General features: G+C 61.1%; 11 protein-coding genes and 1 tRNA gene. 7 read left to right on the forward strand and 5 right to left on the reverse strand.

Going from position 1 to position 12,971, the window contains the following annotated elements; all coding sequences use genetic code 11:
- Nucleotides 1-221: 221 nt before the first annotated feature.
- Together BVU99_RS06660 and BVU99_RS06665 are read left to right on the forward strand one after the other, a co-directional pair.
- Nucleotides 222-1,280 (forward strand): alpha/beta hydrolase, encoded by a 1,059-nt coding sequence (locus BVU99_RS06660; protein ID WP_123867415.1) that lies wholly within the window; start codon nucleotides 222-224, stop codon nucleotides 1,278-1,280.
- Between the two features lie 138 nt (nucleotides 1,281-1,418).
- Nucleotides 1,419-2,546 carry an MFS transporter gene (locus BVU99_RS06665; RefSeq protein WP_123867417.1) on the forward strand — a complete coding sequence of 376 codons (1,128 nt, stop codon included), beginning with the start codon at nucleotides 1,419-1,421 and terminating at the stop codon, nucleotides 2,544-2,546.
- On the opposite strand, the gene BVU99_RS25295 is transcribed toward BVU99_RS06665, so the two are convergent.
- Entirely contained in the window at nucleotides 2,543-2,764 is a 222-nt protein-coding gene (locus BVU99_RS25295; protein ID WP_343227012.1) for an Lrp/AsnC ligand binding domain-containing protein, read from the reverse strand. The two genes, BVU99_RS06665 and BVU99_RS25295, sit on opposite strands and share 4 nt — an antisense overlap.
- Before the next feature lie 78 nt (nucleotides 2,765-2,842).
- Nucleotides 2,843-3,763 carry an AraC family transcriptional regulator gene (locus BVU99_RS06675; RefSeq protein ID WP_099817416.1) on the reverse strand — a complete coding sequence of 307 codons (921 nt, stop codon included), beginning with the start codon at nucleotides 3,761-3,763 and terminating at the stop codon, nucleotides 2,843-2,845.
- 105 nt (nucleotides 3,764-3,868) lie between these two features.
- On the opposite strand from BVU99_RS06675, the gene BVU99_RS06680 reads away from it, so the two are divergent.
- Entirely contained in the window at nucleotides 3,869-4,702 is an 834-nt protein-coding gene (locus BVU99_RS06680; protein ID WP_099817434.1) for an oxidoreductase, read from the forward strand.
- A 97-nt stretch (nucleotides 4,703-4,799) separates the two neighbouring features.
- On the opposite strand, the gene BVU99_RS06685 is transcribed toward BVU99_RS06680, so the two are convergent.
- From BVU99_RS06685 to dpiA, 3 genes are all read right to left on the reverse strand, one after another.
- A tRNA-Asn gene (locus BVU99_RS06685) sits at nucleotides 4,800-4,875 on the reverse strand.
- A gap of 114 nt (nucleotides 4,876-4,989) precedes the next feature.
- Nucleotides 4,990-8,079, reverse strand: a complete 3,090-nt coding sequence (locus BVU99_RS06690; protein WP_099817417.1) for a beta-galactosidase — start codon at nucleotides 8,077-8,079, stop codon at nucleotides 4,990-4,992.
- A 102-nt stretch (nucleotides 8,080-8,181) separates the two neighbouring features.
- Nucleotides 8,182-8,868, reverse strand: a complete 687-nt coding sequence (gene dpiA, locus BVU99_RS06695) for a two-component response regulator DpiA (RefSeq protein ID WP_021505854.1) — start codon at nucleotides 8,866-8,868, stop codon at nucleotides 8,182-8,184.
- Between the two features lie 313 nt (nucleotides 8,869-9,181).
- Here dpiA and citC point away from each other — a divergent pair, with 313 nt between their 5' ends.
- The 4 genes from citC to citF are packed head-to-tail and all read left to right on the forward strand — an operon-like array spanning nucleotide 9,182 to nucleotide 12,969.
- The gene (gene citC, locus BVU99_RS06700) at nucleotides 9,182-10,252 is read left to right on the forward strand and encodes a [citrate (pro-3S)-lyase] ligase (protein ID WP_004940809.1); all 1,071 of its coding nucleotides are present in this window, start codon (nucleotides 9,182-9,184) and stop codon (nucleotides 10,250-10,252) included.
- On the forward strand, nucleotides 10,252-10,560 hold the full coding sequence (gene citD / locus BVU99_RS06705; RefSeq protein WP_004940811.1) for a citrate lyase acyl carrier protein: 309 nt from the start codon (nucleotides 10,252-10,254) through the stop codon (nucleotides 10,558-10,560). The genes citC and citD overlap by 1 nt, the downstream gene beginning before the upstream one ends.
- Complete coding sequence (citE, locus tag BVU99_RS06710) at nucleotides 10,544-11,464, forward strand: citrate (pro-3S)-lyase subunit beta (RefSeq protein ID WP_099817418.1); 921 nt, start codon at nucleotides 10,544-10,546, stop codon at nucleotides 11,462-11,464. The genes citD and citE overlap by 17 nt, the downstream gene beginning before the upstream one ends.
- Nucleotides 11,464-12,969, forward strand: a complete 1,506-nt coding sequence (gene citF / locus BVU99_RS06715; RefSeq protein ID WP_099817419.1) for a citrate lyase subunit alpha — start codon at nucleotides 11,464-11,466, stop codon at nucleotides 12,967-12,969. The genes citE and citF overlap by 1 nt, the downstream gene beginning before the upstream one ends.
- Nucleotides 12,970-12,971: the final 2 nt, after the last annotated feature.

The raw sequence follows: 12,971 nt of genomic DNA on the forward strand, positions 1-12,971 counted from the left end.
TATAACAATATGGTATCAATCTTAGCAGTAATACCCCTCTAATCAGCACTAATTCTGCTCACTATAATGACCCCATCAAAACAAAGCACCGCAGCGTTGTCCGTAGGAAACCTGTATCTCTCTTGTTTTTCATGGGGATTTTTATGAAAACCTTCACCCGAACGCTAAAAACCGCGATGCCGGCCATGCTGTTATTCGCATCATTAAGTGGAGTCACGACAATGAGTTATGCTGATTCAACCAATCCGAACGCCCCTGTATCCATGACAGATAAATGGGATAAAACGTTCGCCGAGAGCCAGAAAGTCGATCATCGTAAAGTCTCGTTCCAGAATCGATATGGCATCACCTTAGTGGGCGATCTTTACCTGCCCAAAGATCGCGGCGATCGCAAGCTGGCGGCGATTGCGGTCAGTGGGCCTTTTGGCGCGGTGAAAGAGCAATCCAGCGGACTGTATGCGCAGACGCTGGCGGAACAAGGGTTTATTACCCTGGCGTTTGATCCCTCTTACACGGGGGAAAGCGGCGGCTATCCGCGAAACGTCGCCTCACCGGATATCAATACGGAAGATTTCAGCGCGGCGGTGGATTTCTTAGGGCTGCAAAAAGAGGTGGACCGCAACCGTATCGGGCTGCTCGGCATTTGCGGCTGGGGTGGCATGGCGTTAAACGACGCCGCGATGGATACCCGCGTTAAAGCAGTGGCAACAAGCGTAATGTACGATATGAGTCGGGCGATGGGCCATGGCGTGGGAGATGGCAAAGACCGTTACTCCACCGCTGACCGTCGTGCCGTTCTGCAGTATCTGAATGAACAGCGCTGGAAGGATGCGGAAAGTGGAACGTTCGCTCACGGCGCTCATGATATTAACGTCGACAGAAATGGCAAGGTCAGCGCGGGTCAGCGCATTCTGCCAGAAACCCTGCCGGCCGATCCGCATCCGGTGCTGAAGGAGTTCTTTGATTACTACCGCATGCCGCGCGGTTTCCACGCGCGTTCCGTTAACTCTACGGGAGCGTGGACGGCAACGATGCCGCTGTCGTTTATGAATATGCCGCTGCTGAGCTACGCCAGTGAAATCACCATCCCGACGCTTATCGTGACCGGCGAGAAAGCGCATTCACGCTATTTTGCCGAAGATGCTTATAAGGCGGTCGGCAGTAAAGACAAAGAGCTGGTGATTGTCCCCGGTGCAAATCATGTGGACCTGTACGATAACGTTGCCGGAAAAATACCTTTCGCTAAGTTCGAACAATTTTTCAAAGCCAATCTGAAATAAACCCTCTACTGACAACATTAAAAGCCACCTGTCTACGCGGTGGCTTTATTCTGACTTTTGTGAAATCTGACTATGTCTATACTTAGCCAAACACCATCACCGAATAATCAGCACGCTCACTGGAGCGGCATTTTTGCCATGACCCTGTGCGTCTTTGTGCTGATTGCATCGGAATTTATGCCCGTCAGCCTGCTTACGCCGATTGCCCGTGATTTAGGCGTGACGGAGGGACTGGCAGGACAGGGGATTGCCATCTCCGGCGCGCTGGCCGTCCTGACCAGCCTGACGCTTTCGGCGCTGGCTGGAAACAGGGATCGCAAGTCCCTGTTACTGGGGATGACGTTTCTGATGGCCGTGTCGGGGCTCGTTATCGCACTGGCCTCCAGTTATCTGGTGTATATGGCCGGTCGCGCGATGATAGGTATTGCGATCGGGGGATTCTGGTCGATGTCTGCGGCAACGGCGATTCGTCTGGTGCCACAACATCAAGTCGCGCGTGCCCTGGCTATTTTCAACGCCGGCAATGCGCTGGCGACGGTAGTGGCAGCCCCGCTGGGGAGCTACCTTGGCGCCACTGTCGGATGGCGAGGCGCTTTCTTGTGCCTGGTTCCTATCGCGGTGGTGGCCTTTATCTGGCAGTGCGTTAGTTTGCCTGGTATGAACGGCAATAAAGCTCCTGCATCACGTGGAACCGTACTCCGCCTGTTCGCTCGTCCTGTTGTCTCTCTTGGCATGCTGGCCTGTGGCCTGTTCTTTATGGGGCAGTTTGCGCTATTTACCTATGTGCGCCCATTCCTGGAGACGGTGACGCGTGTTGATTCCTCTGGCTTGTCGTTGATTTTACTGATTATCGGCATGGCCGGTTTTATTGGCACGCTGGTTGTCTCGGCATTCCTCAACAGGAAATTCTACCTAACGTTGATGGTTATCCCTGGGCTGATGGCCGTCATTGCCGTCGCCCTGATTCTTACCGGGCATCACGTTTGGGCTGTCTCGCTGCTGTTAGGTCTCTGGGGCATGCTGGCCACCGCCGCCCCAACGGGATGGTGGACATGGATTGCCCGCACGCTTCCCGACAATGCGGAAGCCGGAGGCGGACTGATGGTTGCGGTGATTCAGCTCTCGATTGCGCTTGGTTCAACGACAGGAGGCATGGTGTTTGACCATCTCGGCTGGCAGAGCGCCTTTGCCATCAGTAGCATGCTGCTGCTTTGCGCCGGAGTGTTGACGTTTTTCACCTCACGCCAGAAGAGCAGTGCGCCTTAATCCGGCGAAGGCCCGCGCGCCAGAAACGTGGAAAGCGAGATGTCGCTGCGCACAGAGCGTACGCCCTCAAAGCTCTGGATCTCCATCAGGAAATTCTCCAGCGATACGGTATCGGCGGCGCGTACTTTGATAAAGACGCAACCGTCCCCGGCAAAGGGTATGCAATTCTTCCACTTCCTTGCGGCTGGTGAACTGCAAAAGGGCGCGCGTTGCTTGATAGTTTAGCTGCTGGTATCGGTCACCAAAAACGTTAGTACTCTATACCTCAAGGTCGCGTTCGCCATACCAAATAAGCCTCAGTGCGATGAAACAAATACCGAGGCAGGCTGCGCGGGCGGAATGGCGAAGTGACGCTGCATACGTTTTATCTCCTCTGCCGGTGGCAGGCCAAACAGACGTTTGAATTCGCGGTTAAATTGCGATGGGCTTTCATAGCCAACGGCGTAACTCGCGGCGGCGGCGGTGATTTGTTGGCGCACCATCAGCATCCGTGCCTGGTGCAGGCGTACCGATTTCACATACTGCATCGGCGGCATCTGCGTTATCGCTTTGAAATGGCTATGAAAGGTCGGCACGCTCATGCCGGCCATCATCGCCAGTTGCGTCAGCGTTAACGGCTCCGCGTAAGCGGCATGGATGTGCTGCAACGCTTTACCGATTTTGCCAAACTGCCCCTGCAAGGCCAGCGCGGCACGCATTGCGTTGCCTTGTGCGCCTGTCAGCACGCGGAAATAAAGCTCACGCACCCGCGCCGGGCCGAGGATCGCCGCCTCAAGCGGGTTAGCCAGGACGTCAAGTAAGCGAAGTACGGCCATTTTTACCGCGCCGTCCATGGGGCTTGACATCATGCTTTGCGGCGCGACGGGAGGATGCGGGGCGCCATGCTGTTCAATCTGCAACATCAGTTCAGCGGCAAGCTGAAAATCCAGATGCATATAAATCGCCAGCAGCGGATGTGCTGCCGACGCGTCGGTTTCCATCACAAACGGCACCGGCACCGAAACCGCCAGGTAGTGCTGCTCATCATATAAATAGGTCTGTTGACCGAAATAACCGCGTTTGCTGCCCTGGCAGACAATCACGATCCCCGGATCGTAAAGCACCGGCGTTCTGGCAAGCGGGCGATCGGAACGCAAAATTCGCACATCAGGTAGGGCAGTGAGGTTGTATCCCTCTTGCACCGCAAGTCTATTCATCAGGGCAATCATGTCGGACATCCCACCACCTCATAAAATCAGGCAAGAAAAAGAGAAAATACGGCCTAAAAATGCGGCAGGGAAGAGAATACCATGCAACCTTCATGGTTCATGGGAGTTCTTTTTATGGCATCTGCAAAAACGATTTTAATTACCGGCGTCAGCAGTGGCTTTGGTCAGGCGCTGGCGCGGGAAGCCCTCGCCGTGGGGCATCGGGTTATAGGGACGGTGCGCAACAGCGAAGCGCTACAGGCTTTCGCCGCGCTCGATACGCAGCGGGCTTTTGGCTATCTGCTTGATGTCACGGACGTTGAACGTATTGATGAGGTGGTTGGAGAGATAGAGTCTGCCATTGGTCCGATAGATGTGCTGGTGAACAATGCCGGTTACGGCCATGAAGGCATTCTGGAAGAATCCCCGCTTGCAGAGCTGCGCCGCCAGTTTGACGTCAATGTGTTTGGCGCGGTGGCGATGATCAAAGCCGTGCTGCCGGGCATGCGCCAGCGCCGTCGGGGCCACATTATCAATATCACCTCAATGGGCAGTTTCATTACCTTGCCCGGTATCAGCTATTACTGTGGCAGCAAATTTGCACTGGAAGGGATATCAGAAACGTTAAGTAAAGAGCTTGCCCCGTTCAACCTACACGTGACCGCCGTGGCGCCCGGTTCGTTTCGAACGGACTGGGCCGGGCGTTCAATGGTACGCAGCCCTCGCCGTGTCCCTGACTATGACGCGCTATTTGAACCTGTTCGTCAGGCGCGCCAGGAAAAAAGCGGCAAGCAACTCGGCGATCCGATTAAGGCGGCTCATGCCATGCTGGCATTGATCGAGAGCGGGAAGCCGCCAACGCATCTGTTGTTAGGCAGTGACGCATTAAGTTTGGTGCGGCAAAAGCTCGAGGCGCTAGGTAAGGAAATTGAACAATGGGAGAAACTCACCCGTTCAACGGATGGCTGAACGGTGTCGGGTAGAGAGTGTGTAGGGGATCACCGATTATGATCCGCCCAACAGCAAAAAGCCCGCTCAGGTTTCCCTGAGCGGGCTTCTCTAAATATGGCTCCTCTGACTGGACTCGAACCAGTGACATACGGATTAACAGTCCGCCGTTCTACCGACTGAACTACAGAGGAATCGTGTGAACGGGGCGAATAATAGCGAGGCGCCGTCGGCATGTCAAAGGCGGATTACACATTCTGTGACTGTTTGCTTACAGAATGCGCAACCCGTTGAGTTTTTTGGCAGATTTAGCCCTCGAGCGCCCGCTGCAGGCGCAGCTGATAGCGGTAAACGCCGGCGGTGAGCAGGTAATCCCGGTGCACGCTCGGGCTCCAGGAATCGTCGCCGCCCACCCCCATATGGAAGCCGTCCAGATGCAGCCAGGTGCCTGCTTCCGGCTGCAGCAGATGCTGGTGGCTGCAGGCCATCAGCTGTTGCAGGCCGTAGCGGCTGAGCGAGAAGTGGAAGCGGCCGTCGATGCGCCAGCCGCCGTAGCGCAGGCTGCGGGTGTCGCAGCGCAGGCCGTTCTCGCCGGGGAAAATATACGGCGTGTGCAGATCCGCCAGCGGCAGGCGCCAGCGCCCGTGTTGCGCGGCCAGGCAGCGATCCGGGTAGTTCTCGTGCGGGCCCAGGCCCAGCCATTCCGCCTGCGGCTGCACCGTCGCCAGTTGGCAGTGCAGGCCGATGCGCGCCGGCGGCGGCAGGGCGTCGGCCACCTCGACCTCCACGTTCACGCTCACCGCGCCCAACGCGTCGAACAGCCACTGTTTGCGGCTGATCAGCAAAATCTCCCCGTCCACGCCGAACTGGTGTTCGCTCACCACCTGCACGACGTTTTGCATCGCATCCGCCTGCAGCCGCGTGCAGCGCTCCTCCAGCCGGTACAGGCCCGCCAGCTTCCAGCGTTCGACCCAGGCGTTGGGATCGATATGGTCCGCTTCGCTGACGCCGATGTCGTTATCGATCGGCGCGCGCGCAAAGCCGTCGCGCAGCGGCGTCAGCAGCTGCGGCTGTTCATTCTGCCACCACTGCGTCAGGTGGCCGCTGCTGCGCTCGAAGCGCCAGCGCTGGTCGCCGTGGGTGAGCGTCAGCCCCTGCTCGTCTTCAGTCAGTGTGGGCGGCAGGCCCTGCGCCGGCGGCGGGGCGGGATGCAGCGCGCGCGGCACCCGCCACTGATCCCAGGCGCAGCGGTGGTGCGCTTCGGACCAGTCGGTGGCCTGCGGCTGCACCACCTCCACGTTCAGCCACAGCTCGCCGGGCTGATGCAGCATCGGCAGCCGGTCGAGCAGGGTGAAGCGAGTGCTGCCCTGCGGCGGCAGCGCCAGATCGAAGCTGCCGCTGGCGCGCTCCACGCCGTCCAGCTCCAGCCGCCAGTTGAGCTGTTCGTTGTCGGTGTGGCGGAACAGGTAATCGCTGGTGACGGTCAGCGTTAGCGAGGCGGCGTCGAAGGCGAAGCGGAACAGCTGCTGGGCCCGCTGCGCTTCGAACAGTGCCGGGTGTGGGGTACGATCCGCGAACACCAGCCCGTTCAGGCAGAATTGGCGATCGTTGGGGGAGTCGCCGAAGTCGCCGCCGTAGGCCCAGAACTCTTCGCCGCGCTCGTCGCGTTTGATCAGCGCCTGATCGACCCAGTCCCAGACAAAGCCGCCCTGCAGGCGCGGATGTGCATGGAACGCGCGCCAGTAGCGCTCGAAACCGCCGAAGCTGTTGCCCATTGCATGGGCGTATTCGCACAGGATCAGCGGCCGCTGTTCCTCCGGCAGGCCGATCCACTTGCCGAGCGCCCATTTGGGCACCGCCGGGAACGGCTGATCCTGATCCACTCGCGCATACATCGGGCAGATGATGTCGGTAGCGGCGGTGTCGGCGCCGCCGCCTTCATATTGCACCGGGCGGGTCGGATCCTGGCTTTTCACCCAGCGGTACAGCGCGTCGTGGTTTACGCCGTGGCCGGACTCGTTGCCCAGCGACCAGATAATGATGCAAGGGTGGTTGCGATCGCGTTGCACCATGCGGGTGACGCGCTCGCTCATTGCCGGCAGCCACAGCGGATCGTCAGCCAACCGGTTCATCGGCTGCATGCCGTGGGTCTCGATATTGGCTTCGTCCACCACGTACAGCCCGTAACGGTCGCACAGCCGGTACCACAGCGGGTGATTGGGGTAATGCGAGCAGCGCACCGCGTTGAAGTTGTGCTGCTTCATCAGCAGGATGTCGTGGCGCATCGTCGCCTCGTCCATCACCTGGCCGTGGCGCGGATGATGCTCGTGGCGGTTAACGCCGCGGATCAGCAGCGGCTGTCCGTTGAGCTTCAGCAACCCGCCGCTGATTTCTACCTGACGGAAGCCGACGTCATAGGCCTCCACCTCGATAATCTCCCCCTCGGGCGAGAGCAGGGCGACGGTGGCGCGATACAGCGCGGGCGTTTCGGCGCTCCACAGCGCCGGGCGTTCCACCGGCAGGCGCAGCGTGACGCGATCGTCATAGGCGCCGCGCTCGTCCACGATCTCGCTGCCGAGCGGCTGGGTGCGTTCGGCCACCCGCGTGCCGTCGCGCCACAGCTGAACCTGCACCTGCAGCGGGCCGGGCCGGTTGGCGCGCGCCGTCACCACCAGTTCGCCGCGGGTAAAGCTGTCATGCAGCGGCGTGGTGATGCGCACATCGCTCAGGTGCGCGGCGGGTTTGTGCAGCAGGCTGACGTCGCGGAAGATGCCGCTCATGCGCCACATGTCCTGATCTTCCAGATAGCTGCCGTCGCACCAGCGCAGCACCATCACCGCCAGCCGGTTTTCACCCGGCCGCAGCCACGGGCTGAGATCGAACTCCGCCGGCAGGCGGCTGTCCTGCGAATAGCCGACCCAGTGGCCGTTGCACCATAAATAGAACGCCGAGTTGACGCCGTCGAAGATAACGCGCGTCTGGCCGGCGGCCAGCCAGGCCGGATCGACGCTGAAGGTGCGCGAGTAGCAGCCGGTCGGGTTGTCTTCCGGCACGCGCGGCGGATCGACCGGGAACGGGTAGCGCACGTTGGTGTAGATCGGCGCATCGTAGCCGGCGAGCTGCCAGTTGCCCGGCACCGCCAGCGGGGCGGCGTCCGGCAGATCCTGCTGCAGCCAGCCTTCCGGCGCCGCCTCTGGGCGCGGGAAATAGCTGAAGCGCCACTCGCCGTTCAGCGACCGGCGGCTGGCGCTGGGGGCATCGTCGCGCGCGTCTTCCACCGTGCGCCAGCTGGCGAACGGCGGGTGAGCGTCCAGCCGGCGGTAGTGGGTGCAGGCTGGGTTTTGCCAGTCACGGCGGGCGAGGATCTCGGTCAGGGAAGCAAGGGGCGCAGCGGGCATCGGCGATCGTCCTGTCGGCTAGGTGATGCTCACCAAGATGCTGACCGGCGCATAAAAAGTAAAGCGGTTACACGCAACCTTGCAAGGGCGATCAAATAACCGTTAATGCGGTTCGCCGGCGCGGTAGATCCGCTGCGGGCGGCCGACCTTGCCGTAAATGATCTCGGCGCGCAGCTGCTGCGCGGCGGTGCAAAACTCCAGATAACGGCGCGCGGTGGTGCGGCTGAGCCCCATTTTTTGCGCAACGCTTTCAGCGGTGTGGCGCGCGGCGGGTTCGGCAAACAGTGCGCGGACCTTGCCCAGCGTCAGCTCGTCGATGCCGGCGGGCAGCGCCGCCTGCTGCTCGCCGCGGGCATAGGTGTTGAACATCTCGTCGATGCGGCGCTGGTTGAGGCGCGCTTTGTCCTTCAGCGCTTCGCGGCGTTGGCTGAAGCGCTGCAGGGTCTGGCTCAGCCGGTCATAGGCCAGCGGTTTGATCAGGTAGTCGAACACGCCGTAACGCAACGCCTCGGCCACGGTGGCCATGTCGCTGGCGGCGGTGATGAACACGATGCCGCCGCGATACCCGCTCAGCGTCAGTTCGCGCAGCAGGGTGATGCCCTGGCCGTCCGGCAGAAAGTTGTCCAGCAGAATCAGGTCCGGCTTGAAGCGCTCGGTCATGGCGCGCGCCTGCGCCAGGGTGCCGGCCAGCCAAATCTGGCGGCAGCCGCCGTTCTGGCGGATAAACTCCGCGTGCATTTCCGCCAGCGGCGTTTCGTCTTCAACGATCAGGATGTTCAGCCATTCCATAATGAAACCTACTATTGCAATCAAGATGCTAAATGAATGTAAGTAAACTGCGGCGCCAAATAAAGATTATCTCAATAATAAACACCATAAGATTAATTAAGCAAATAAAGAACATTAAATAACTTATTAACCGGGAACGGTTTGTGAAATAGGTCAATAATCGGCGTTTTTTTTCTGTTTACCATTGCTTTATCGAACGCAAGGCGGCGTTTATCTCCATGGTTTTTAAGGTTTTAATTATCCTTGTTGATGTTAATTAAAATGCCTTTTTGTATTTAACTTGTTGTTTGTCAGTTAACCCAGAGAGCGTGTTATGTTAGGCGATGCCGTATTTAATCGGGTAAAGCGATCGGATCATAAAGCGATTTCGGAAATAAGCGCCTTCTTGCGCAGTAACGATCTGAATATCGACACCACGGTTGAAATATTTATTACCGTTACCCAGCACGACAAATTGGTCGCCTGCGGCGGTATCGCCGACAATATTATCAAATGCGTCGCCATCAGTCCGCTGATGCGTGGCGAAGGGTTGGCGCTGGCGCTGGCGACCGAGCTGGTGAACCTGGCCTACGAGCGCCATCACACTCAGCTGTTTATCTACACCAAGGTGCAGAACGAGCCGCTGTTCCGCCAGTGCGGTTTCTACCCGATCGCCACCGTGCCGGGCATCGTGGTGCTGATGGAAAATAGCCCGTGCCGCCTGAAGCGCTACGCCGCTCAACTGGCGAGCCAGCGCCGGCCGGGCGACACCATCGGCAGCATCGTGATGAACGCCAACCCCTTCACCCGTGGGCATCAGTATCTGGTGCGTCAGGCGGCCAAACGCTGCGACTGGCTGCACCTGTTTCTGGTAAAGGAAAACACCTCGCGCTTCAGCTATGAAGACCGGCGCCGGCTGGTGCTGGCCGGCACCGCCGATATTCCCAACCTCACGGTACACGAAGGCTCGCAGTACGTGATCTCGCGCGCCACCTTCCCCTGTTACTTCATCAAGGATCAGGGCGTGGCCGACGACTGTTACACCGAAATCGATCTGAAGATCTTCCGCCAGTATCTGGCGCCCGCGCTGGGCATTACCCACCGCTTCGTCGGCAACGAGCCGTTCTGCGCGGTGACCGCGAAATACAACCGCGACATGCGTTACTGGCTGGAAACGCCGGCGCTGCCCAGCCCGCCGATCGCGCTGGTGGAAATCGAGCGTTTGCAATATCAGGGCACGGCGATCTCCGCCTCCTGGGTGCGCAAGCTGCTGGCGGCGGGGGACTTCCACGCCGCCGCGCCGCTGGTGCCGCCGGACACCCTGTACTACCTGCAGGATCTGCAAACGCAGCGCCGGGCCAAGGCGGCCCCGCATCCTTTTGAGTCCGCACAATCAGGTGAATGATGAAAATTATCCGAGAAGCAATGGCCGGCACGCTGGAATCCAGCGATGTCATGGTGCGCATCGCGCCCGCCGAGGGGCCGCAGCACGATCTGTTGATCGCCAGCAGCGTGGAAAAACAGTTCGGCGCGGCGATCCGTCGCACCCTGCTGGAGGTGCTGCAGCGCTATGAGGTGGAGCCGGTGCAGGTGATCGTCGACGACAAGGGGGCGCTGGACTGCGTGCTGCGCGCCCGGCTGGAAACCGCGCTGATGCGCGCCTGCGAGGGCGGCCAACTGCCGTGGGAGGCGAAAGATGAAAACGCTGAATAAAACCCGGCTGCGCCGCAGCATGCTGTTCGTTCCCGGCGCCAACGCGGCGATGGTCAGCAACGCCTTTATCTACCAGGCCGATGCGCTGATGTTCGATCTGGAAGACTCGGTGATCCTGCGTGAAAAAGACGCGGCGCGCCGGCTGGTGTACCACGCGCTACAGCATCCGCTGTACCAGGAGGTGGAAACCATCGTGCGCGTCAATGCGCTCGACTCCGCCTACGGCCTGGCGGACTTGCAGGCCGTGGTGCGCGGCGGCGCGGACATTGTGCGCCTGCCGAAGACCGACAGCGCGCAGGACGTTGTCGACATGGAGCGCGAGATTGCCGGCATCGAAGCGGCCTGCGGCCGGCCGGTCGGCAGCACCGGGCTGCTGGCGGCGATCGAATCGGCGCAGGGCATCACCAACGCGGTGGCGATCGCGCACGCTTCGCCGCGGCTTATCGGCATCGCGCTGGGGGCGGAAGACTACGTGCGCAACCTGCGCACCGAGCGCTCGCCGGAGGGCATCGAGCTGCTGTTCGCCCGCTGCTCGCTGCTGCAGGCGGCGCGCGCCGCCGGCATTCAGGCGTTCGACACCGTCTATTCCGACGCCAATAACGAAGCCGGCTTCCTGCAGGAAGCGGCGCTGATCAAACAGCTCGGCTTCGACGGTAAATCGCTGATTAACCCGCGCCAGATTGAGCTGCTGCACAACCTGTACGCGCCGACCGCCAAAGAGGTGGCGCACGCGCAGCGGGTGGTGGACGCCGCCGAAGCGGCGGAGCGGGAAGGGCGCGGCGTGGTGTCGCTCAACGGAAAAATGGTCGACAGCCCGGTGATTGAACGCGCCCGGCTGGTGCTGGAGCGCGCCGCGCTGTCCGGCTTGCGGGAAGAACCGGCGCAGCACGGGGAGGAAGCATGATGAACCGCCAACAACGATTGATGACCTTCGCTAACCCGGCGGATCTGCCGGGCTATCAGGACGTGTCCAAAGCCAACCTGCAGGCGCGCAAACCGCGCGATCTCAAGCTGTGCGATTCCTTGCAGGAAGCGGTGCGCCGCAGCGGGCTGCAGGACGGCATGACCATCTCCTTCCACCATGCGTTTCGCGGCGGCGATTTGACCCTCAATCAGGTGATGGAGACGCTGGCGGCGATGGGGTTCCGCAACCTGACGCTGGCCTCCAGCTCGCTGACCGACTGCCATGCGCCGCTGGTTGAGCATATCCGCCACGGCGTGGTGAGCCGCATTTACACCTCCGGGCTGCGCGGCCCGCTGGCGGACGCCGTTTCGCGCGGCCTGCTGGCGGAGCCGGTGCAAATTCACTCGCACGGCGGCCGGGTCAACCTGATCGAATCCGGCGAGCTGAAGATAGACGTGGCCTTCCTCGGCGTGCCGGCCTGCGATGAGTTCGGCAACGCCAACGGCTACAGCGGTGAAGCCTGCTGCGGCTCGCTCGGCTATGCGCGGGTGGACGCCGAGGCGGCGGGCACCGTGGTGCTGCTGACCGAGCAGCTGGTGCCGTATCCGCATCATCCCGCCAGCCTGGCGCAGGATCGGGTGGATCTGATCGTGCAGCTGGAGCGGGTGGGCGATGCCGACAAGATCGGCGCTGACGCCACGCGCATGACCTCGAACCCGCGCGAGCTGCTGATCGCCCGCCGCGCCGCCGAGGTGATCGCCGGTTCCGGCTACTTCAGCGAAGGGTTCTCGCTGCAAACCGGCACCGGCGGCGCCTCGTTGGCGGTGACCCGGTTCCTGGAGGACAAGATGCGCGCCCTTGGCATTCGCGCCGCGTTCGCCCTCGGCGGCATCACTTCGACCATGGTGGATCTGCACGAGAAAGGGCTGATCGGCAAGCTGCTGGACGTGCAGAGCTTCGATCGGGCGGCGGCGACCTCGCTGGCGCGCAACCCGCGCCATATCGAAATCAGCGCCAACCAGTACGCCAACTTCAGCTCCAAGGGCGCCTCTGTCGATCGGCTCGACGTGGTGGTGCTGAGCGCGCTGGAAATCGACACCGGCTTCAACGTTAACGTGCTGACCGGCTCCGACGGCGTGCTGCGCGGCGCGTCCGGCGGCCACTGCGACACCGCCGCCGCCGCGCGGCTGGCGATCATCGTCGCGCCGCTGGTGCGCGGGCGCATCCCGACGCTGGTGGAGCAGGTGACCACCTGCATCACGCCGGGTTCCAGCATCGACATTCTGGTGACCGACCATGGCATCGCCGTCAACCCGGCGCGGCCGGAGCTGGCGCAGCGCCTGCGGGAGGCCGGGCTCGAGGTGGTGAGCATCAACTGGCTGCGCGCCCGCGCGCTGCAGCTGACCGGCGAACCGCAGCCGATCGCGTTTACCGACAAGGTGGTGGCGGTGGTGCGCTACCGCGACGGCTCGGTGATCGACGTGGTGCATCAGGTGGCGGAGTAAGC

Source organism: Serratia sp. OLAL2 (genome assembly GCF_002752475.1).
In the GTDB taxonomy this organism is placed as follows: Bacteria; Pseudomonadota; Gammaproteobacteria; order Enterobacterales; family Enterobacteriaceae; genus Serratia; species Serratia bockelmannii.